19 protein-coding genes and 4 pseudogenes are annotated in these 20,894 nt (G+C 69.9%); 9 read left to right on the top strand and 14 right to left on the bottom strand.

Features of this window, described 5'->3' with window-relative positions:
• Position 1: 1 nt before the first annotated feature.
• Both HS104_05345 and HS104_05340 read right to left on the bottom strand, forming a co-directional pair.
• Complete coding sequence (locus tag HS104_05345; GenBank protein MBE7479394.1) at positions 2-988, bottom strand: general secretion pathway protein GspC; 987 nt, start codon at positions 986-988, stop codon at positions 2-4.
• Between the two features lie 266 nt (positions 989-1,254).
• Complete coding sequence (locus HS104_05340) at positions 1,255-1,620, bottom strand: DUF559 domain-containing protein (protein ID MBE7479393.1); 366 nt, start codon at positions 1,618-1,620, stop codon at positions 1,255-1,257.
• A gap of 1,099 nt (positions 1,621-2,719) precedes the next feature.
• Here HS104_05340 and HS104_05335 point away from each other — a divergent pair.
• Positions 2,720-3,679 carry a transposase gene (locus HS104_05335; protein ID MBE7479392.1) on the top strand — a complete coding sequence of 320 codons (960 nt, stop codon included), beginning with the start codon at positions 2,720-2,722 and terminating at the stop codon, positions 3,677-3,679.
• Positions 3,680-4,708: 1,029 nt separating this feature from the next.
• Here HS104_05335 and HS104_05330 read toward each other — a convergent pair.
• From HS104_05330 to HS104_05305, 6 genes and pseudogenes are all read right to left on the bottom strand, one after another.
• Positions 4,709-5,967 (bottom strand): annotated as a pseudogene (locus HS104_05330) (sigma-54-dependent Fis family transcriptional regulator).
• Between the two features lie 260 nt (positions 5,968-6,227).
• Entirely contained in the window at positions 6,228-7,082 is an 855-nt protein-coding gene (locus HS104_05325) for a hypothetical protein (GenBank protein ID MBE7479391.1), read from the bottom strand.
• On the bottom strand, positions 7,079-7,432 hold the full coding sequence (locus HS104_05320; protein MBE7479390.1) for a SpoIID/LytB domain-containing protein: 354 nt from the start codon (positions 7,430-7,432) through the stop codon (positions 7,079-7,081). Before HS104_05320 ends, HS104_05325 begins: the two co-directional genes overlap by 4 nt.
• A 31-nt stretch (positions 7,433-7,463) precedes the next feature.
• Positions 7,464-8,021, bottom strand: coding sequence for an isochorismatase family protein (locus tag HS104_05315; protein MBE7479389.1), 558 nt, complete (start codon positions 8,019-8,021; stop codon positions 7,464-7,466).
• A 41-nt stretch (positions 8,022-8,062) separates the two neighbouring features.
• Positions 8,063-8,488, bottom strand: a complete 426-nt coding sequence (locus HS104_05310; GenBank protein ID MBE7479388.1) for a hypothetical protein — start codon at positions 8,486-8,488, stop codon at positions 8,063-8,065.
• Entirely contained in the window at positions 8,485-8,823 is a 339-nt protein-coding gene (locus HS104_05305) for a (2Fe-2S) ferredoxin domain-containing protein (GenBank protein ID MBE7479387.1), read from the bottom strand. Before HS104_05305 ends, HS104_05310 begins: the two co-directional genes overlap by 4 nt.
• A gap of 144 nt (positions 8,824-8,967) precedes the next feature.
• Here HS104_05305 and HS104_05300 point away from each other — a divergent pair, with 144 nt between their 5' ends.
• Entirely contained in the window at positions 8,968-10,074 is a 1,107-nt protein-coding gene (locus HS104_05300; GenBank protein ID MBE7479386.1) for a hypothetical protein, read from the top strand.
• Here the strand turns inward: HS104_05300 and bioA are convergent, their stop codons facing one another.
• The 3 genes from bioA to HS104_05285 are packed head-to-tail and all read right to left on the bottom strand — an operon-like array spanning position 10,075 to position 13,047.
• The gene (gene bioA, locus HS104_05295) at positions 10,075-11,304 is read right to left on the bottom strand and encodes an adenosylmethionine--8-amino-7-oxononanoate transaminase (protein ID MBE7479385.1); all 1,230 of its coding nucleotides are present in this window, start codon (positions 11,302-11,304) and stop codon (positions 10,075-10,077) included. It abuts the gene before it with no gap.
• Between the two features lie 55 nt (positions 11,305-11,359).
• Positions 11,360-12,862 carry a hypothetical protein gene (locus HS104_05290; protein MBE7479384.1) on the bottom strand — a complete coding sequence of 501 codons (1,503 nt, stop codon included), beginning with the start codon at positions 12,860-12,862 and terminating at the stop codon, positions 11,360-11,362.
• Positions 12,859-13,047 carry a hypothetical protein gene (locus HS104_05285; GenBank protein ID MBE7479383.1) on the bottom strand — a complete coding sequence of 63 codons (189 nt, stop codon included), beginning with the start codon at positions 13,045-13,047 and terminating at the stop codon, positions 12,859-12,861. Before HS104_05285 ends, HS104_05290 begins: the two co-directional genes overlap by 4 nt.
• A gap of 485 nt (positions 13,048-13,532) precedes the next feature.
• Here HS104_05285 and HS104_05280 point away from each other — a divergent pair, with 485 nt between their 5' ends.
• The 7 genes and pseudogenes from HS104_05280 (at position 13,533) to HS104_05250 (ending at position 17,888) form a co-directional block, all read left to right on the top strand.
• Positions 13,533-13,748, top strand: coding sequence for a hypothetical protein (locus HS104_05280; GenBank protein MBE7479382.1), 216 nt, complete (start codon positions 13,533-13,535; stop codon positions 13,746-13,748).
• 75 nt (positions 13,749-13,823) lie between these two features.
• Positions 13,824-14,078, top strand: a complete 255-nt coding sequence (locus tag HS104_05275) for a hypothetical protein (GenBank protein ID MBE7479381.1) — start codon at positions 13,824-13,826, stop codon at positions 14,076-14,078.
• 1 nt (position 14,079) lies between these two features.
• A complete protein-coding gene (gene dnaX / locus HS104_05270; protein ID MBE7479380.1) occupies positions 14,080-15,696 on the top strand; it encodes a DNA polymerase III subunit gamma/tau in 1,617 nt (538 codons plus the stop codon).
• Positions 15,696-16,282, top strand: a pseudogene (gene recR / locus HS104_05265) (recombination protein RecR). Before dnaX ends, recR begins: the two are co-directional and overlap by 1 nt.
• An 82-nt stretch (positions 16,283-16,364) precedes the next feature.
• Positions 16,365-16,755: pseudogene (locus HS104_05260) on the top strand (RidA family protein).
• 3 nt (positions 16,756-16,758) lie between these two features.
• A complete protein-coding gene (locus HS104_05255) occupies positions 16,759-17,658 on the top strand; it encodes a hypothetical protein (GenBank protein ID MBE7479379.1) in 900 nt (299 codons plus the stop codon).
• A complete protein-coding gene (locus HS104_05250) occupies positions 17,655-17,888 on the top strand; it encodes a hypothetical protein (GenBank protein ID MBE7479378.1) in 234 nt (77 codons plus the stop codon). The genes HS104_05255 and HS104_05250 overlap by 4 nt, the downstream gene beginning before the upstream one ends.
• 620 nt (positions 17,889-18,508) lie before the next feature.
• On the opposite strand, the gene HS104_05245 is transcribed toward HS104_05250, so the two are convergent.
• The 3 genes and pseudogenes from HS104_05245 to HS104_05235 all read right to left on the bottom strand — a co-directional run bounded on the left by HS104_05245 (position 18,509) and on the right by HS104_05235 (position 20,475).
• The gene (locus HS104_05245; GenBank protein ID MBE7479377.1) at positions 18,509-19,243 is read right to left on the bottom strand and encodes a hypothetical protein; all 735 of its coding nucleotides are present in this window, start codon (positions 19,241-19,243) and stop codon (positions 18,509-18,511) included.
• Positions 19,240-19,497, bottom strand: coding sequence for a hypothetical protein (locus tag HS104_05240; protein ID MBE7479376.1), 258 nt, complete (start codon positions 19,495-19,497; stop codon positions 19,240-19,242). Before HS104_05240 ends, HS104_05245 begins: the two co-directional genes overlap by 4 nt.
• Before the next feature lie 124 nt (positions 19,498-19,621).
• Positions 19,622-20,475, bottom strand: a pseudogene (locus HS104_05235) (aminotransferase class IV).
• Positions 20,476-20,894 lie beyond the last annotated feature (419 nt).

Here is a 20,894-nt window from a genome sequence, read left to right as displayed (position 1 = left end):
CTCACTTGATCCGGAAGTCGATGCTCAGGGGCTTGCCGCGGCGGTTGATCTTCACGTTGAGGTTGCTCGCGGTCCGTAGCCGCGCGTAGGCCTCGAGGGCTTTCTCGGGGCTCGCCATGTTGAAGCCGTTGATGGATTCGAGACGGTCGCCCGTCTGGAAGCCCAGGGTGCCGAGCAGCGTATCGGGACGGATGCCGAACATGCGGATGCCGACGACCTTGCCGTTCTGCTGCTCCGGAACGATGCGGGCCGAGCGCATCAGCTCGGCCTGGTTCTCCAGGATCTTGTCGACTACCGAGCGGTCCACGTTGAACTCCGTCTCGCTGACCTTCTGGATCTTCGACGCGATGTCCTGAGGCACGGCGCCCGCGCCGCCCTTGGCAGCAGGCGGGGCGGCGCCGGGGGGGGGCGCTGCCGCCGCGGCAGGCTTGGGCGCCGGCTGCGCCGAGAAGAGCACCAGCTGGCAGAGGGAGCCGGCGCTCGTGAGCCAGACGGACGGGCTGTTCTCCCGGGGGTTGTAGCCGATGTACGTGACGTCGTGCGCTCCGACTTTGTCGCCGACCCGCCGAATGGTCGGCCGCGGCTCGCCGGGACCTTGGAGCGCGGCGATGGACCAGGTGGGGTCAGAAGACTCCGTGATGATGCTGACGCGGATCCCGTCGCACTGCCCGGCCGAGAGCGGATTGCTGAGATCGGCGCTGGGAGTCGGGAGCGCGCTCATGTCGAGCTCCGTCGCATTGAGAGGACCGGTCTCGTGGTCGAAGGGGTTGCGCGCGAGGATGGCCTCGCCGCTGCGGGTAGCTACGTCCTGGTGCGCGGGGCGCGCATTCGGCGGCGGCATCGGAGCCTGCGTCAGCGTCTTTTCGTCGGCCGCGAGCGAGGCGCCGAAAAGCTTCATCGCCCCGGACGCCTGGAAGTACGCCATGGCGGCCACCAAGGTCAGCACGACCACGGAGAAGTACTTCTTGAGGAGGGCGTCGAAGGCCACGGATGCTGGGACCGCTTAAAGCCAGAGGCGTGCCAGGGTCAATGGATAAAGAAAGCTCGGAATTTCCTGGTCTTACGCAAGGGGTTGGAGGGCTTCTTCTCGCCAGAGTGGCAGCAAAACGGCTTCACGGGTGCTCAGTGTGACAAGTTGTCAATCGGCGCCGCGGGCAGCCCCGCGTCGGAAGAATGCGCCACGAGCGCCACGACGCCACGAACGCCACGAAAGAAGAAGAAGGAGTCTTTGTCCCAGAGGCAGAGGCGCAGGCCTCAGCCGCCGAGCGCTTGCCGCACTTGCAGGAGCGCTTCCGGCAGGGCGCCCAGCACGAGCTGTGCGTCGAGCCGGAGCACGCGGTAGCCGAGGCGCCGGAGCGCCCGTTCCCGCCGCGCGTCGGCGGCGACTCGCCTGCAGTGGTAGCCCCCGTCCACCTCGATGACGAGCCTCGCCGAGGGCACGACGAAGTCCGCGATGTAGTTCCCGAGCACCACCTGACGGCGGACCTCGACGCCGAGCTTCTTGGCCCGCAGCGCCTGCCAGAGGGCGGCGTCCGACCGGGTGGGCGCCGCACGCATCTCGGCGGCACGCTGCGAGAGGACTTGCTGGCGACGAAGCTGAGTGATGGGGCGAGCGGACATGGGTTCCTCCGAGGCCCGGCGTGGTGGGCGGGCTTCGCGACCCAGGGCGCACGATCTGTGACACGCCGCCTGTGGCGCTCTCAGCTTCGTATTCGTCGACACATTCGGCCCGTTGCTTCGAGTGATCGAGCGGCGTGGCGCAGAGCGTGCGCCGGTTGAGCGGAGCCCGACCGCCATGCCGGGCCGAGGAACCACGAGCCGCTCGTGACCCTCAGCGACGCCGCGCCAATCTCGGAACGACCCGTCTTCCCCATTCGGGCGAAGCCCGAATAAGGGGAAGACCGACGCCGCGAAGCAGCGGCGAGTTGGGGCAGGAAGACTCCGAGGCCCGGCGTGGTGGGCGGGCTTCGCGACCCAGGGCGCACGATCTGTGACACGCCGCCCCAGTCGCGCTCGAGCGCGCTGACGCGGGCCACTCACCATCACGCGTCAGCTCACCGCGCGGCGTGGCGCAGAGCGTGCGCCGATTGAGCGGAGCCCGACCGCCATGCCGGGCCGAGGAACCACGAGCCGCTCGTGACCCTCAGCGACGCCGCGCCAATCTCGGAACGACCCGTCTTCCCCATTCGGGCGAAGCCCGAATAAGGGGAAGACCGACGCCGCGAAGCGGCGGCGAGTTGGGGCAGGAAGACTCCGAGGCCCGGCGTGGTGGGCGGGCTTCGCGACCCAGGGCGCACGATCTGTGACACGCCGCCCCAGTCGCGCTCGAGCGCGCTGACGCGGGCCACTCACCATCACGCGTCAGCTCACCGCGCGGCGTGGCGCAGAGCGTGCGCCGATTGAGCGGAGCCCGACCGCCATGCCGGGCCGAGGAACCACGAGCCGCTCGTGACCCTCAGCGACGCCGCGCCAATCTCGGAACGACCCGTCTTCCCCATTCGGGCGAAGCCCGAATAAGGGGAAGACCGACGCCGCGAAGCGGCGGCGAGGCATAAGACGGGGGTGGCGGTTGGAACGCTCGGTTCAGCTGTTCTCAGAGTGCTCGCGCTGACTGTGTGGCTGAGCGCCCATCGCCTGGAACGCGTGCTCTGCGACCGGCGTCCTCCGGTGGTGGTACTGCCTCAAGTGCAAACCGAAACAGCCACCAAGGAGGACACCGATGGATCGCTATATAGGACTCGACGCGCATTCGCAAACTTGCACGTTCGCGGTGATGGGCTCGGCAGGCCGTCAGTTACGCGAGCAAACGCTCGAGACGAACGCGAAAGTGCTGATCGACTTCGTTCGCACCATTCCCGGACAGCGTCGCCTGTGCATGGAGGAGGGCACCCTCAGCGAATGGCTCTGCGAGGTCCTGGAGCCGCACGTGGCGGAACTCGTGGTGGTCCAGCCCGACAAGCATGCCGGAGCGAAGAACGACTCCATCGATGCCTGGAATCTCGCCTCGAAGCTCCGCAAGGGCGACCTCGAGAACGTCGTTTTCAAGGCGCGCGGCCGCTTCACGCAGCTGCGCGAGGCGGTGCGAGCTCATCGGGTCACTACTGCCGACGTGGTCCGCACGAAGCTCAGGCTCAATGCGCTGTATCGCTCTCGGGGCATCCACGGCATGGGAGACGAGATCTACGACCCGGATACCCGGGATCAGTGGCTGCCGAAGCTGCCGCCGGCCCGAGCGCGCATGGCTCAGCTGCTATCGACCGAGCTCGACGGTCTGTGCGAAGTCCGCGAACAGGCGGAGACATGGCTGCTCGAGCAAGCACGGGAGCATGCGGAGGTGCGCCGGCTGACGACGCTGCCAGGTATCGGCCCGGTGCGCGCAGCGTACATCGTCGCGATCGTCGTCACGCCGTTCCGCTTTTCCACGAAGCGCGACTTCTTCGGGTACTGCGGCCTCGGCATCGTCACGCGCAGCTCGTCGGACTACGAGCGCGACGAGCGGAGCCAGCGCTGGGTGCGCCGTCAGGTCGCCCACACCCGCGGCCTCAACCGCAACCGCAATCCCCTGCTGAAGGCCATATTCAAAGGCGCGGCGCTCAGCGTCATCGCCCAGACCGATCACCCGCTGCGCCGCGACTACGACCGGCTGCTGCAGAACTCAAGCCACCGCTCGCCCGCCTGACGATTGCACGTCGCATCGCTTCGGCCACCCTGGCGATCTGGAAGAAAAGGGAGGAGTACGACCCGGCCAAGCACTGCACGACAGACGCGAAGTAGCTGCTCGCCACTCGCGCTCTCGGTGCAGATGGAGCGAATGCTCGCCGGCGGCTCCCAAAACTTCGAGGACAAGCACCCATGCCCCAACTGGCCCCTGTACGCGCAGCGGAGGTCCCCATGCGAGGTTGTGCGTCCTCGGAGCATCTACTGAAGCCATGGACCCAAGAGGCCCTTCCAGGAGGATCGTGCCGCCCTAATCGGACAGGCACGGACATCTACTCTCAGCACGCCATCAGCAGCTCATCGTCTCCGCACCGCGACACGCCGTCTCGATCAGCGCCGCCAGACTCGCGTACCTGGAAAGGCGCCAGCCCCGAGCGCTACTCCGTGACTGCTAGCCAACCGCCCGACGCGCGAACTGCGTCGTGGGCCCTGGCCACGCGAAGAACCATTCTTGACATCTCCCCCTCCAGGAGTTGGGGCAGGAAGACTCCGAGGCCCGGCGTGGTGGGCGGGCTTCGCGACCCAGGGCGCACGATCTGTGACACGCCGCCTGTGGCGCTCTCAGCTTCGTATTCGTCGACACATTCGGCCCGTTGCTTCGAGTGATCGAGCGGCGTGGCGCAGAGCGTGCGCCGGTTGAGCGGAGCCCGACCACCGCGCCGGGCCGAGGACACCAGGCCGCTCGCAGCAGCGTGCGACGACGTGCCAGCTACGGAACACCGCACGTAGCGACGAGCGAAGACGCACCGAGCTCGGGACGACCCGTCTTCCCCATTCGCGCGAAGCGCGAATTTGGGGAAGACCGACGCCGCGCAGCGGCGGCGAGTTGGGGCAGGAAATGCGCCACGAGCGCCACGACGCCACGAACGCCACGAAAGAAGAAGAAGGAGTCTTTGTCCCAGAGGCAGAGGCGCAGGCCTCAGCCGACGAGCGCTTGCCGCACTTGCAGGGCGGACATGGGTTTCGGGGTGCGCAACTCTCCACACCAGAGCTACGCGTCCTCGCCGAGCTTCCGGTAGATGGTCCGTGTGCTGATGCCGAGGAGCTGCGCCGCCAGCGACTTGTCCCCGGAGGTGTAGGCCAAGGTCTCGCGGATCAGCCGGTGCTCGACCTCCTCGAGGGGTGCCGATCGCGAAGGTCAGGGCCGACGGCGCCGGCGCGCTGGCCTTGGCGACCGCGTCCGGGAGGTCCTCGAGGCGCAGCGTGTCGGTGCGACACAGCACCGCGGCCCGCTCGATCACGTTCTCGAGCTCGCGCACGTTGCCGGGCCAGGAGTAGTCGGTGAGCTTGCGCATCACGTCAGCTGGCACGATCAGGCGCGGCCTGCCGTTCTTCTTGCAGTACACGCCCAGGAAGTGGTCGACCAGGAGCGGGACGTCCTCACCGCGATTGCGCAGCGGCGGAGCCGTCACCGCGATCACGTTCAGGCGGTAGTACAGATCCTCGCGGAAGCGACCCGCCTCCACCTCGGCGGCGAGGTCCCGATTCGTGGCCGCGACGATGCGGACGTCCGCCTTCACGGGGTTGCCGCCGACGGGCTCGTACTCGCCCTCCTGCAGCACGCGCAGGAGCTTGACCTGCACCGCCGGGGTCAGCTCGCCGATCTCGTCCAGGAACAGCGTGCCGCCCGCGCGCGGGCGAAGCGCCCGTCACGCTTGCTCACCGCGCCGGTGAACGCACCGCGCTCGTGGCCGAACAGCTCTGCCTCCAAGATCGACTCGGGAATCGCCGCACAGTTGACCGCGACGAAAGGCCCGGATGCGCGCGCGCTCTTGCTGTGGATGTAACGCGCGATCAGCTCCTTGCCGGTGCCGCTCTCGCCCAGCACCAGCACCGTCGCTGACGAGGGCGCGGCCTGCGTTGCCACGTCGAGCACGCGCCTGAGCGCCGCGCTCTGTCCGACGATCTCGCGCGTGGTGAGCAGCTTCAGCTCCTCGCGCAAGGAGCGGTTCTCCGCGACCAACGAGTGACGCTCCGCCGCCTTGCGGATGCTCTTGACGATGTTCATGCGCTTCAGCGGCTTCTCGACGAAGTCGTAGGCTCCTCGCGCATCGCCTGAACGGCGGTCTCGACCGTGCCGTAAGCGGTCATCAGCACGACCTCGGTGTCCGGCGAGATCTCCTTGAGCGCCCGCAGCAGCTCGACGCCGTTCACACCCGGCATCATCAGGTCCGTGAGCACGACCTGAACCCGATGCTTGCGCGCGAGCTCGAGGGCGCTCTTGGCCCCGTCGGCGCTGAGCACGCGCATGCCCTCGCGGCCGAAGATCTTCTCGAGCGAGGCGACGTTGGCGGGCTCGTCGTCCACCACCAGCACGGTGATGTCGCTCTCGGCTGCCGGCCCGGCTCGCTCGGGCTCGGGCTCGAGTCCCGAACTTCTGTCGACATGTCATTCATGTCGCCAGATTGTCTTAGCAAGGACTGATTGTCAACGTCTGGTCAATTTGTCGCGTTCCTGTCGGCGGCGCACTGCCGCGAGGCTCAGGAGGGCCAGCGCCACTGCGGAGAATTTCACGTCTTTCCCGGAACTTCCGGGCTGACGACAGGAACAGCTCCCGCGTCGTCTCGGGTCACTTTGGTGGTCTGGCCCTGGCCGCCGCTGCCGGGTGCCGCGCCGCTGCCACCGCCGGTCCCGGCGCTGGACCCACCTCCTGAGCCGGCTGCCCCGCCCGCGCCGGCGCAGGCGCTCACCGTCATCGGGCTGCCCGACAGCTCCTTGGCAGGCCCGCCCGTGGCGTCGGCGGCGACGGCCCAAATCGTGTGCGACTGCCCGTCGAGCAGAGCGGCGGGAGTCGCGAGCTCGAAGCCGTGCTCGCAGGAGCCGATGGCCGCGCAGAGGTCGGGGCGATTGACGTTGGCCGGCGTGACGAGCGGAGTCGCGCCGGCGCTGCCCGGCGCCGCGTCGACGTAGATCTGCACGTCGAGGGCCTTCGCCGGCTCGTCTGGGTCGTAGGCCCAGCCGCGAATCGTGGCGCACGTCGCCTCGTCCAGATACCCAGCGGGTGGCTGGTTCACCGGCTCTACGCACGGACCCGTGGCCTGCAAGAGCTTGATGTCGGCTCCGTAGAAGAAGCGCAGGATCTCGTCGTAGTCGTAGCCGTTCGAGTTCTCGAGGCAGCGCGCGCTCCACTGACCCATGCAGCCACGGTTCTGACCGTAGACGGGCTGGTTCGGCGGAATGTAGCCGAGCGCGGTCATCTCCACGTCGGCGCCCGTCTTGCCCTCGTTGTAAGTGATCCAGTGCTCCGTGGACGATGTCCCTGCGCCCTTGCAGGATGGCGGCGGCGGATCTTTGTCGCCGGCGACGTAGAAGCCGTAGGTCAGCATGCTGTCGTAGGACAGGTAGATGCCGCTCGTCTCCTTCACTGCCTGAAAGGCCTTGGCCCTGGGCTGGCGCCGCAGGTGTACACCTGACAGCCCTGCCCGTCGCAGATCTTCCCGCTGGTGGCCATCGAGTAATACGCGACCGAGCGCGCGGCGATGGCCTGCGCCTTCAGCGCTTCGAGGTTCGCGCCGCCGTTCTCGCAGGTGATCACGTGCGGCAGGTAGTCGGTCTCGGTGTCCTTATTGGTGCCGTTGACGTTGATCTGGCAGTAGGCGGCAGCGAGCGGCGCCTTGACCGCTTCGCGGATGCGCCCCACCTGCCCCGCGTCGCGCTCCTCCCCACAACCCGAGAGGAGCACGGCGGTCAAGGCGAGCCCGGTTCGTCGCACCATGTTCGGGACAATACCCGGAGCGCGCCCGGCGTCAGCGGACCAGCTTGGAGACCTGCTTGAAGGCGTCCCCGCTGGCCCGAGCGAGCCAGTCGAACACCACGGTCTCGCTGGTGGTACGTGTGGCGCCGGCCTTCTCGCACAGCGCGAGGCCGACCTCGCGGTGGTCCTCGCGGCGCGACGCCACACCGTCGATGGGAACGTGGACCTCGAGCCCGCGCGCCACGAGGTCGCGCACCGTCTGGTAGACGCAGACGTGGGTCTCCATGCCCAGCACCACGGCCGCGGTGACGCCCGACCCGGACAGGCGCTCGCCGAACCCGGCGGCGTCGCAGGCGCTGAAGTCGAGCTTCTCGAAGCACGGCGCGTCCGCGCTCTTCAGCGCCTCGGCGACCTCCGGCACGGTCGCGCCCAGGCCCTTCGGGTACTGCTCCGTCGCGAGCACCCGTGCCCCGAGCAGGCGGGCCGCTTCGACCAGGATGCGGGCCGAGCGCTTGACGCGCTCGAGCTGCTCGGCGGGCATCGCCGCCGCGAGGCGGTCCTGCACGTCCACGACGACGACGGCGGTCTTCTTCGGATCGAGGCGCTGCATGCCCTGCCGTCTACACCAGAGCAGAGAACGCGGACAGCCCCTCAGGTGAGGTAGCGAATGAGGTCGCGGCGGTAGTCGAATCGGAGATCGAGCTTCGCCAGGCAGCGGCCGCCGGCGTCGACCAGATCGGCCGACACGCTGCTCTGCGCCGAGAAAAAGCCGCGGAGCTCGCGACCACGCGCGGCGTGCAGCCGCCCCGGCGTGCCGTCGCCGAGCGTCAGCTCGAGGTCGTACGCCGCCGCGAGCGGCGTCCAGCGGTCGAAGGTCACGCGGCCGCGCACCGGCAGCCGCTCGCACAGCCCCTTGGCGTCGAGCACGCCTTCGACCGCGATCGAGCGCCCGAGCCCCGGCAGCAAGAGCGGCCGGGTGCCCCAGAGCTCCAGAGTGGCCGGGAGCCCGCCGCCCGCTCGTCCCTCGGGTCGCCAGCTCCCGACCAAGAGCTGTCGAAACGGCTCGCGGCGGATCATGCCCCGGGCTCGTCGAAGTCCTCGGGGGCGAGCACCAGGCGCTCGACCCGCCGGCCCTCGGCGAGCGCATCGACGATCTCCGGTAGGTCCGCCGGCTGGACGCGCCCGTAGAAGTAGTGGTCCGGCTCGACGGCGATGGTCGGGCCGGCCCAACAGGCGTCGAGGCAGCTCGCGCTACAGGCCCGCGCCTCGAGCGCCGCGAGGCCCCTCTCCTTCAGGAGCGCCTTCAGCTGCTCGTGCAGCTCGACCGAGCCGCGGGCCGCGCACGAGCCCTTGGGCGTGCCGTCGGGCCTCCGGTTGACGCACACGAACAGGTAGCGCTTGCGCTGAGACATGCGGGGCGACAAACGTCACCCTCGCGGCGCCGCCGGTCAAGTCGATCCCGGCTGGCGTAGACTGGGGCGGATGCGGGCCATCGACGACCTGACCGTACCCCGAGCCGGGGCCGAGACACGGCACGCTGGCTCTACGGCGAGTACCTGCGCCACCTGACGGCGCGCTTCGTCGCGCTCTCCGACCGCGCTCCTGGCCTGGAGCCGGTGACCCGCTGGGCGAAGGAGCTGCTCGCGGCCCGGCGCCCCGGCGCGCTCTTCGCTGCGCTGCGGCTCCCCACGGTCTCGGTGCTGGTCCGGCTCGTGGACGGCGCACTCGCGCGGGGCGAGCACCCGCACCCTGCCATTTGCGGGGAGCTCGCGGCGCTCGTGTCCCTCGAGCTCGCGCTCGGCGGCGAGCTGCCGGCGGCGCCGCTCGAGCTGCCGTGTCCGCCGATCCTGTGCGCTCTCGGCGCCCGGCGCGCCATCGCCTTGCCGAGCGGCGCGCTCCTCGGCTGCGGGCCGAACGGCGCGGAGGTGTCGACCGGAGGCGTGCGCCTGAGGCTCGACCAGGCCGAGCTCGACCCGCCGCTGGTCGACCTCCACGGCTACCACGCGCTCGACGCCGACTTGGTGTTCGCGACCGTGGACAACAACCCACTCGCCGGAGTCGAGGCGCACCCGGAGAAGGCCGGTAGCCGGGTCGATCTCGGCGGGCACGACACCGGGACCTGGCTCTCCTCGCTGGAGGCGGCGCTCTCGATCATCCGTGAGCACTTGCCGGAGCTCGCCCGTGAGCTCGCGCTCGCCTCCACTCAGCTGATCCCGGTGGGGTTCTCCCGGGAGCGTCACGAGTCTGCCTCCTACGCGGAGGCGGTCGGCAGCCTCTACCTCTCGCTCCACCCCGACCCTTTGACCCTGGCGGAGGCGCTGATCCACGAGCACTCTCACGGCAAGCTCAACGCGCTCTCGGCGCTCGGGCCCCTGCTCGAGAGCACGGGAGAGACGTTCACCTCTCCGGTGCGCCCGGATCCGCGACCGCTCCACGGAGTGCTGTTGGCGGTGCACGCTTTCGTGCCGGTGGCGGTGCTCTACGAGCGCATGCGAAGCGCCCGTGACCCGCAGGCGCTGACGCCGGCCGCCGAGCGGCGCTTTCGCCAAGTCCTCCAGAACAACCGCGAGGGCACGCGCACCTTGCTGGAGCACGCTCGGCCCAGCGCAGCCGGCGCGGCGCTCCTCGCCGAGCTCCGACGCTGGGACCAGCACTTCGCCTGATCAGAGCACCGCGCGCACCGACTCGTCCACGATCGCCAAGAGCTCGTCGAGCTCCGCGTCGTCGATGTTGAGCGGCGGAGCCACGTACACGACGTTGCCGAGCGGGCGGACGTATGCGCCCCGCCGCAGCGCTTCGGCGTAGACCCGCCATCCGCTGCCCGCGAGGTAGCCCTCGCCGCCGCCCAGGTCGAGCGCGCCGATCATGCCGAGGCAGCGCACGTTCGTGACGCCGGCGAGGTCGCCGAGCCGCGCGAACGCGGCGGCGATGCGCGGCGCTTTGGGCCTGGCGCGCTCCAGGATGCGCTCGTCGCGGTAGACCGCGAGGACCTCGCGCGCGACGGCCGCTCCCAGCGGATTCCCGCAGTAGGTGTGCCCGTAGTAGAACGCCCGGGAAGCGTCGCCCAGGAAGCCCTCGAACACACGCTCGCTCACCAGCGTCGCGGCCATCGGCAGCATGCCGCCGCTGAAGGCCTTCGCCGTGCACAACATGTCCGGGCGCACGCCGGCGTGCTGGAGCGCCCACATCGGACCGGTGCGACCGTAGCCCGTGAACACCTCGTCCAGGACCAGGAACACGTCGGCCTCGCGCGCCAGCTCCGCCGCCTTCGTCAAGAGCTCCGGCGGGTACATGCGCATCCCTGCTGCGCCTTGCACGACGGGCTCGAGCACGACTGCGGCCAGCGTGTCGCGCGACTCGTCGAGGACGCGTGCCAGCGAGCGGAACGCGCGCTCGTGCCCGGAGGCATCGACTGGAACGTGGATGCAGTCGAGCAGGACGCTGGCGAACGGGCGGCGGAAGACCTCGACGCCACCGAGCGCGCTGGCACCCAGAGTCTCGCCGTGAAACGCGCCGCCCAGAGCGACGAAGCGCGTCCGGCTCGGGCGGCCGTTCTGCTGCCAGTACTGCAGCGAGAGCTTGAGCGCGACCTCCACGGCCGTCGAGCCGTCGTCGCTGAAGAAGACCCGCTCGAGGCCCTCCGGCGCGACCGCGACGAGCTCTTCGGCCAGCAGAGCGGCGGGCTCGTGGGCGATCCCCGCGAGCGGTACGTGGCTCATCGCCTCGGCCTGCCGGCACAGGGCTCGGACCAAGCGCGGGTGTCCGTGTCCGAGCGCGGCAGTCCACCAGGAAGAGTTCCCGTCGAGGTAGCTCCGGCCGTCCGCGTCGTAGAGCCGCGCGCCTCGAGCCTCGCTGATGCACAGCGGCTCCGTTCGCTCCACGTAGTCCTGCATCGGGGTGTAGGGGTGCCAGACCCGGCGCTTGTCCGCGCCCACGATGCGCGCTCGGTCACTCACGCGCGCTGCTCCCCATGCGCTCCGGCGAGGCGCCACCCGCGTGCTCCGCTGGCAAGAGCATGCGCGCCGTGGTGCCTCGAGCCAGCTTGCTCTCGAGCTCGAGCCTGCCGCCGTGCGCACGCACGATGCGTTGCACGATGGGCAAGCCGAGCCCCGTTCCGCTCGGACGCGTGGTGTAGAATGGCTCGCCGGCGCGAGCCATCACGCCCTCATCCATGCCGCTGCCGTGGTCACGCACCTCGATGCGAGCGTAGCGCGTCCCCTCCAGCTCGCACTCGTCCACCGCCACGACGATGGTTCCGCCTTCGGCGCTGGCCTGGCGAGCGTTGTCGAGCAGGTTGCCGAGCGCGACTCGGAGCAGCGACTCGTCCGCGTCGATCTGCACCGGCGCGGCCTCGACGCGCAGCTCCTGCGGCGGCACCGCCTCCGCGTTCCCGACCACCGACTGCGCCAGCTCTCCAAGGTCCACCGGTGCCGGACGCAAGCTGGCCGGTCCGGCGAAGCGCAACAGATCCGTCACCAGGCGATTGAGCCGGCCGGCCTCCTCCTCGACGATGTCGAGGAGCATGCGTTGGTCGGCCTCGCCCGCCTGCGCGCGCCTGAGGCCCGCGACGGCGTTGCTGATGATGGCCAGGGGGTTCCGCACCTCGTGGGCTATGGACGCGGCCAGCTCGCCCACCGCGGCGAGCTGCTCCTTCGTCTCCAAGGTGCTCTGGACCTCGCGCAGCTCGGCGTGAGAGACGCGCAGCTCCTCCGTCGCCTGCTGCAGGTGGGACTTGGTCGCGAGCAGCTCGCCTGCCGTCAGTCGGTAGCGGAGCACCAGCGTGCTGGCCACCGCGAACGCGTAGAGCATGAAGGCGTGGGGCAGCGCGTACAGCGTGCCGGTGAGCACGCCGGTGGCCATCAGGATGTCGTTGATCCCGGCGGCGAAGACGAAGAGCCCGCCGATGAAGGCGATCAGCGCCTCGCGATCGCCGCGGCGGTAGGCCCGCAGGAACAAGAGCTGAGTGCCGACCAGCTGGAGTCCGGTGACGGCGAAATAGACGACCGCGAGCGCCGTCGGATCCGCGCCGCCTTGGAGCACGACGCCTCCGAACATCGAGTGCGGGCGGATCACCGCGGTGCCGGGCCGCCACCACAGCCCGAACAGGTTCGCGAGCTCGAAGAACGACGCCGCAGCGTAGGCGGCCAGCGCGGCGCTCCGAGCCCGCTCCGGGGCGGCGTAGCGCAGCGCGTAGTGGAGGTTCAACGCCGGCGCCGCGATGGCTCCGACCAGGACGACCTGCGAGGCCCGGAGCCAGACCTCCGGCGACGTCGCCATGCTCATCCACGCCATGCCGCCTGTGGTGAGCGCCAGCGCGAAGCAGAGGAGGCCGAACAGGAGGTAGTCGCGCTCGCGCCGGCCCCAGGCGAACACCAGGCAGAAGAACACGCCGACCGCGACCTGCGCGACGCCCCACGCGACCAGCACCCCAGCGAGCAACGACTCCGTCATTTCACGGGCTTGTCCGCGAGCTCGCGGTTCACGCTCACTGTCCGGGCTACACGGCTCGTCGCGTCGGGCGTCCCGGCTTCGTCGAGCAGGCTGACCTCGACGTCGATGTCACCGTTCGGCGCGTCGTGGAGCGTGAGGGGTTGCCAGCGCTCCAGGCGGCGCTCGAGCTCGAGGTTCGGGCCCACGACCCTGACCTTCGCGCCGCCGCGGCCGAGAGGCGCTCGGGCGCGGCCAGGAAATCGATGGTGACGGAACGCGCCGCGTCTTCGCCGTTGTAGGTGCCTGCCGGCGAGAACAACGCGAGCTCGGGCGCCGGGGCGCGCGAACGGTCCCGCTCGCCCACCCAGAAGCGCACCAGCGCGAACGGCGCCCGCGAGCCGCCGGTCCCCGGACCAGGGCCGAGCGCTCGTCCACGGCCGCCAGCGAGAGCCAGTGCGGTCCCGCCGACAGTCCCACCGCGTCGTCGACCAACCCGCCCAGCTTGACCTCCGCCTTGTCGAGCACTCGCCTCGGTCGGTGGTGATCGAGCGCGATGAGCACGCCTCGTCCCTCCGCCGCCTGCGGCCACCCGGCGACCTTGGTCCGCACGGTGTAGCCTGAGGCCTTCGGGATCAGGATGCGTTGCTCGGCGAAGGGAAACAGGATCTCGACGTGAGCGTCGGCGTTCGTCGTGCTCGCGCTCGGCTCGAGGCGAGCCGGCGACGGCGCTGGGGTCGGCGCCGTCGCGCTCGGTGCTGGAGGAGGCAAAGCGCTGGGGCGCGGCGCCGGGCGGGCCGTCGCCGGGCCCGGCGGCGTCGCCGGTGGCGGGGACGCCGCGGCGCAGGCCAGCGCCACCGAGGTGGCCAGAGTGCTCGCGGTACGAGCTCGATTCACCAGCGCAAGGTAGCGCATTTCCGCGCCGCCTTGGCGGACGCGACCGGGACTACCGGCGCGCCGCCAGCTCTGGTAGCCCCGATGTCCCATGAGCTACGTGGTCCTGGCCCGCAAATGGCGACCGATGAGCTTCGACGACTTGGTCGGGCAGGAGCACGTGGCGCGCACCCTCGCCAACGCCATCGACGCGGGACGGGTGGCGCACGCATTCTTGTTCACCGGGGTGCGGGGCGTCGGCAAGACCACCAGCGCCCGAATCCTGGCCAAGGCGCTCAACTGCGTGCGCGCACCGGGCAGCGTCCCCGCCGGCACCGATCCCGGCCCCACCGCTTCCCCTGTTTGAAGTGCGCGCCCTGCCTGGAGATCGCCGCCGGCAGCGACGTGACGTCCAGGAGATCGACGGCGCCAGCTACAACGGCGTGGACGAGGTGCGGCGCCTCCAAGAGATGATCCCGTACCGACCCGCCCGCGACCGCTTCAAGATCTTCATCGTGGACGAGGTCCACATGCTCTCGCAGAGCGCGTGGAACGCCTTCCTGAAGACGCTGGAGGAGCCGCCGCCTCACGTGAAATTCATCTTCGCGACCACGGAGGTGCACAAGGTTCCGATCACGATCCTGAGCCGCGTGCAGCGCTTCGACTTCAAGCTGATTCCGACGCGCTTGATCGCGGACAGCCTGCGGAAAGTGACGGCGAAGGAGGGCGTCGACGCCGACGATGCCGCCCTCGCGCTGATTTCTCGCGAAGCAGCCGGCAGCATGCGGGACGCGATGAGCCTGCTCGATCAGGTCATCGCCTGGGGCGGTCCCAGGCTGACCGGGCCGGACGTGGCCCGCGTGTTGGGCGTCGCCAGCCACCAGGTCCTCCACGACATCACCGGCGCGTTGGTGCGCGGCGACGCAGCCCGCGCGCTCGGCGTGGTCGCGGAGCTCTCCCGAGAGGGCCAGGACATCCCGCACGTCGCCAGGGATCTGCTCGCTCTGCTCCGAGACGTCGTCGTCGCGAAGGTCTGCCCGGAGCCCGGTGAGCTGCTCGATCTCGCCGACGAAGAGCGGCGCGACGTGATGGAGCTCGCGAAGCACGAGAACGCGGACGATCTGGTGCGCCTGCACCAGGGTTTCTCCCAGGGCTTCGACGACGTGGTCAGGAGCGGACAGCCCCGCGCCGCGCTCGAGATGCTGCTGGTACGCCTGGCCCGCCGTCCGCCGCTCCTGCCCATCGACGATCTGCTCGGCAGGCTCCGGGAGCTGGAGCGGCGGCTCGGCAGCGCGCCGCGTCGCGACGTCGGCCGCGAGAGCCCTCCTCTGCCCGACGCCCCGCGCCGCCCCGAGGCGCGCCCGCGGCCCCGGATCCGCGCCCGGCGGAGCGCCCGAGCAGGCCGAAGGACGGCCGCGAGGAACCCCCACTCGCACGTCCCGCGCTGGCGGCGGTTCCGCCGGTTGCTCCCGCGACGCGCGCCGAGCCCGAGCCGGAGGAGCGCCCTCCGACTTCGCGGTGGTGGCGTTCGTCGGCATCTTGGAGCGGCTGGCTGCGGAGCGCCCGGAGCTCGCCGCGTTCTTCGAGCACGCCGCTCCGCTCACGGTGACGCCGACCGAGCTGGTGGTCGGATTCGAGCCGGGCAGCGTGGTGGCGGCGCAGGCGGCGGGAAAGGAAGCGGTGGCCGCCCTCACCCGAGCTGCCAGCGAGCACTTCGGCGCGCGCGTGCACGTCGTGGTCGAGCTCGACTCGGAGCGCTCCCGGGGCTTCGACACGTTGGCCCAGCAGCAGGTGCGGGAGCGCCGCGCCAAGGTCCAGCACGCCATCGCGGAGGCCAAACGCCACCCTCGAGTGGTCGACGCCATGGAGGTCCTGGGCGCGCGACTGGAAGGATCTCAAGCTCGCGTCCGACTGACGTCGGCTTGCGCTCGAATCCGAGAGAGAGAACACTCCCGCCGTGCTTCCCGAGCGTCTGTCCCGTCTGATGCAACTCTTCGCGCGCCTGCCGGGCGTCGGCGAGAAGACGGCTCAACGCTATTGCCTGTTCCTGGCCACCGAGAGCGCCGAGCTCAGTCGCGAGCTGGGTGAGGAGCTGCTCCGGGCGGCCGACAGCGTTGGTCCCTGCGAGCGCTGCGGCAACCTGGCGGAGGTGGATCCCGAAGGGCACCGCGTTTGCCACGTGTGCCTGGACAGCCGTCGCGACCGCTCGCTCCTGTGCGTCGTGGCGCGGGTGCAGGATCTGCTGGCCATCGAGAAGAGCGGCGCTATGCGCGGTCGCTATTTCGTGCTCGGTCGCCTGCTCTCGCCCCTCGACGGCATCGGGCCGGAGGAGCTGCCGATGCAGGCGCTCTTCGAGCGCATCGCCAGCGAGGGTGTGCGCGAGGTCATCGTCGCGACGCCCCCAGCGTGGACGGAGAGGCCACGGCGCTCCTGCTCGCGCGCGAGCTCGCTCGGGCGGGCGTCAGCATCTCGCGCATCGCCAGCGGCGTCCCCCACGGCGGAGATCTCGAGTTTGCCGACCAGATCACCTTGGGACGCGCCATCGACGGGCGCCGTTCCATGGGGGGCTGAAGGTGTCTCGATTGACTGCTTGCGAGCCGGCGCAGCCGCGCGGTTGATCTGCGGCGCCTCCGGCGCCAATATGCGCCGCCTCATGACCCGCAAGGTGATCTCGAGCCCGAGCGCCCCCGCCGCCATCGGACCTTATTCGCAGGCCGTGTCGGCCGGTGACCTGGTGTTCTTGAGCGGCCAGATCCCCATCGATCCGAGCACCGGTGAGCTCGTCGTTGGCGACATCGAGCTGGAGACGCGGCGCGTGCTGGACAACCTGGGCTCCGTTCTCGGAGCTGCCGGCGCCGGCTTCCAGGATCTGGTCAAGACGACGATCTACCTGACCGACCTCGGCGATTTCGCTGCGGTCAATCGCGTGTACGCGGAACGCTTCGCCCAAGATCCCCGCTCGGGCCACCGTGCAGGTGGCCGCGCTGCCCAAGGGCGCGCGCGTCGAGATCGACGGCATCGCACGTTTGCCGAACAAGGGATGACCCATGGCCCAAGACACGACCAAGTCCGACTTCGACGCTGCACAACTCGACGCCACCGCCGACGGCGCGCTGGCCGCGCTCGCCAGCGCAGGCAAGCGCGCGCCTCAGCTGATCGACGCCTGGGTGAAGCGCGGGAACGCGGCCGCCGTCGCCGAGGCCGCCGAGCACGCCCAAGGCGCCGAACGCAAGGCGGCGCGCCGCGCCATCGGCGTGTTGAAGAGCCGTGGCGTCGCCATCCCGGAACGGCAGCGCACCGCCACGCTCGGCCGGCAAGCCCAGGAGGAGGTCACGGAAGCCTGGCTCATGCCGCCGGACACCGCGGGAAACACGCTGCTCGTCGTGGCCTCTCATTCGGGCGCCAGCCGCTACAAGAGCGCCTTCGTGGTGCTGCACGACGCCCTCGGAGTACACCGCGTGGACGTCGCCGAGCTGTCGCTCTCGCAGCTCAAGGGAAACATGAGCAAGGCGCTGCCGGGCGCCTCCTACCGGCCGGTGAAGGTCCCGGTCGAGTGGGTCCGTCATCGCATTGCGCAGGCGCGCAAGCTCCACGGCGAACGCGGCGTGCCGGAGCCGCTGGGGTTCACCAGCGCCCGCGCCCTGCTCGAGCCCGCGCCTTCGAGCGCCCCGAGCCATCCCTTCGACGACGAGGGCTTAGAGCTCGCGCCGGACGACGCCAAGGAGGTCGGCCTGGCCTCGGCGGCGCTGCACTCGCTGCCGGAGTTCCGCGGTTGGTTCCCGACGCGGGGCGCGGTGGAAGAGATGCTGGTCAAGGTCGGCGAGACGGTCCCGGCGGGCGAGGAGCCCGCCCCGGAGCAGCTGCGCCTCGCGCTGGAGGCCGAGATCGTCGCCACCACCGATCGCTACTTCTCCCCGAACGGCGCGCCGATCTCGTGCGCGCGATGAAGGACAGCGCGCTCTCCATCCTGGCGCGGGAAGGCGAGCAGAAGGCGCTGGAGGTCGCCGCCACCATCAGCTGCATCGAGTCACGCGGCATCCTCAGCGACGCTCCGCACGAGGTGGGCTTCTTGAAGGGCTTCTTCGAGAAGGCGGTGAGCCTGCTCCTGGCCCAGGGCGGCGGCAGCCTGCGCATCCCGGTGCGAGCCAAGCCCGCCGAGCCCGCACCGGCACCGTGACCCGCGGCGCGCTCCTTCCAGCCGATGGAGAAGTTGCGCCACGACGCCACGAACGCCACGAACGCCACGAAGAGAATTTTTTGTCTCTCGAGCTGGCGGCGCCCTTCAGCGTCCGGGCGCGAGCTCGACCCGCTGCCTCATCGAACGGCCGATGAGTTGAGCGTTCCCACGGTCTGGAGATCGCCCGACCTCGAGTTCTGGTTGCGCCACGACGCAACGACGCCACGAACGCCACGAAGAGAATTTTTGTCTCTCGAGCTGGCGGCGCCCTTCAGCGTCCGAGCGCGAGCTCGACCCGCTGCCTCATCGAACGGCCGATGAGTTGAGCGTGCCCACGGTCTGGAGATCGCCCGACCTCGAGTTCTGACGTCCGAACAGGACCCGGGGCTACCGACTCTCGACGGTCCTCGCCCGATGCAGGCCCGCCAACTCTCACGACACACAGAGAAATTCCTCCGTGGCGTCGTTGCGTCGTTGCGCCGTGGCGCACTTCTCTTCTGCCTTCGGACCACCCGGAGGCCATCGGCTCTCGCTCGCGCCTCAACCCGCGACACCACCAAGAAATTCCGCCGTGGCGTCGTGGCATCGTGGCGCACTTCTCTTCTGCGCGCGGCCAGGTCTCACTGGTACTTGATGACGATGTTCCCTTCCAGGAACACGCTGCCGTTCTCGCCGTTCGTGAACAGGTCGTAGGCGGGCCCGTCGCTGCCGCAGGTCACCTTCTTGTCCGCCGCTGCCGTCTCCGAAACCGTGCAGGTCGCGGGCGGGGCGCCCGTGTCCACCGCTCCGAGGGGAGCGCTGGCGTGCACCGAGTAGTTGCCGCTTGCCGGGAAGGTCGCGTCGATGCTGCCCTCGTCCGCGACGGTGATCTTGCCGCCCTTGGCGCCGGCGGAGACCCCGACGACCCGCAGCACGACGGAGGGGTCGTCCATGCCCTCACCGTCGGTGGTGATGTTCACGTCGTCGCTCACACCGAGCACCGAGACCTTGCCGTGGCAGGTGACGCCAGTGGCGACGACGCTGGCCGCACCGTTCACGTAGCAGTCGCCGAGGGAAGCCTTGTTGGTCAAGGTGACGGTCTTGGCCTGCGACACCGACTTGACGTCCACGTCGAACTCGCCCTTGTTGGCTAGCGGGCCGTCTCCGTGGTTCATGATGGTCAAGTTGCCGGCGAAGTCAGCCGGTAGCTTCACCGTGACCGAGGCGCCGAGCCCGTTGGTCGGGTTCCCCTGACGTGCGGCGGTCACGTTGACGTTCGCCCCGTCCTGGATGGTGAGGAGGAGGTTCTCGTTCATCTGACGGGTGGCCAGCTCCTTCTCGTCGTAGGCCTCGAAGTCGAAGGGCTTGAAGATCACCTCGACGGTGCCGGAGGCGGCCCCGCCTCGACGGTGACGTTGCCGTACACCGTGGCGATCGTGACGTCGCCACCTTGATAGGGGACGGTCTTCGACACGTCCGTGCCGTCGAACTTCGTCAGCGACTTGCCCTGGATGCAAACGCCGTCCGATTCCTGCTCGTCGGGCCCACAGTCGGAGAGCTTGCAGCCGCTGGTGCCGAAAAGCGCGAAACCCAAGAGCCCCAGAGTCAACGTGCCAAAGAAGTGTTTCATGGTTCTCCGCCTACCTCGTCCCATCAGTCTACGTGGATTGTCCCGGTTTCTTCCCCGTCTCCGCCCGGGTTCGACGGCCGCCGCCGGGGTGGGATTCACCCGCCGGACCCGACACACAAACCTTCTAGATCATTGCTTTTTCTCGGAATGCCCGGAGCAGACGGGCGCTCACGGGCCGGGCCTGCCGGCGCCGATGACCCGGGAATCCACCCGCACCACGGCGAGCAGCTCCCGGATGCTCGACGAGATGAAGACCTCGTTCGCCGCGCTCAGCTCCGCGACCGGGAGCGCCCGAAGCTCGACCGGGAGCCCGAGCTCGGCAGCCACCTCGAGCAGCTTCGCCCGGGTGATCCCCGGCAGGATGCCGGCGCTCTCGGGGGGCGTCACGAGGACCCCGCGCAGACCGCGAAGACGTTCGACGACGCTCCCTCCACGACGTTGCCAGCGTGGTCCACGATCAATGCTTCGGCCGCACCTTCCGCACGCGCCTTCCGCATCGCCAGCACGGCCACCAGGTAATTTCCGACCTTCGTCCCAGCCGCGTCCGTAGCCTCTGCGACGCGTTGGGTCCGGTAGGTCACCGCGGCGATCCCTCCGCGTAGAGCTCCGGCGCGGGCGGCGTCAGAGGGCCACGATGATCACGCGCAGGGGCCGGACTTCGAACCCCGTGTCCAGCCCCAACGGTCCGCTGCCGCGAGTCACGATTACCCGGACGTAGCTCTCGGGATTGCCTGCGGCCGCCAACGCTTCCGCGACCTCCGCCGCGATGCGGCTCCGCGGCACTGGCAGATCGATGAACACCCGAGCCGCGCTCTGCTCGAGCCGGCAGAGGTGCTCCGGCAGCGCGAACGGACGCCCGCCATAGGTGCGGATGGTCTCGAACACCGAGTCTCCGTAGAGGAATCCGCGATCGAATACACTGACCCGAGCCGTCTCGGGCGCGTGCGCGACTCCGTCGATCGAGACGACGGTCGTCACGCTCGACCCCAGCTCGACAGCTCCATCTCGGCCCGGGCGCCTGCGCTGGCGATGGCCGTCTCGAGCAGTCCAGGTCGGCCGCTGCGGCGCGCGGGTCCAGGGGCTCGCCGACCACGACGACGACGCGGGAGAAAGGCAGCACCACCAGGAAGTCGTCCCACGCGCGCGAGAGCCTGAAGGCCCAGGCCGCGCAACTGCCGACAGGGAAGAGCGGCGCCTGGGCCAGGAGCGCCGCCTTGGCAGCGCCGGGTTTGGCGCGAAACGCCGGTCCGCGCGGGCCGTCGACCGCGAACAGCGCGTGCTCACCCGCCCGCGAGAGGCGGCGCACCAGAGCGCCGAGGGCGGCGGCGCCCCGTGCGAGCTCGACCCGCGCACGCTCCGCACGCCCACCGCGCCCAGGATGCCCGACTGGGCTCACC

Source organism: Polyangiaceae bacterium (assembly GCA_015075635.1).
In the GTDB taxonomy this organism is placed as follows: Bacteria; Myxococcota_A; Polyangia; order Polyangiales; family Polyangiaceae; genus JADJKB01.
This window is presented reverse-complemented; position numbering and strand designations above follow the sequence as displayed.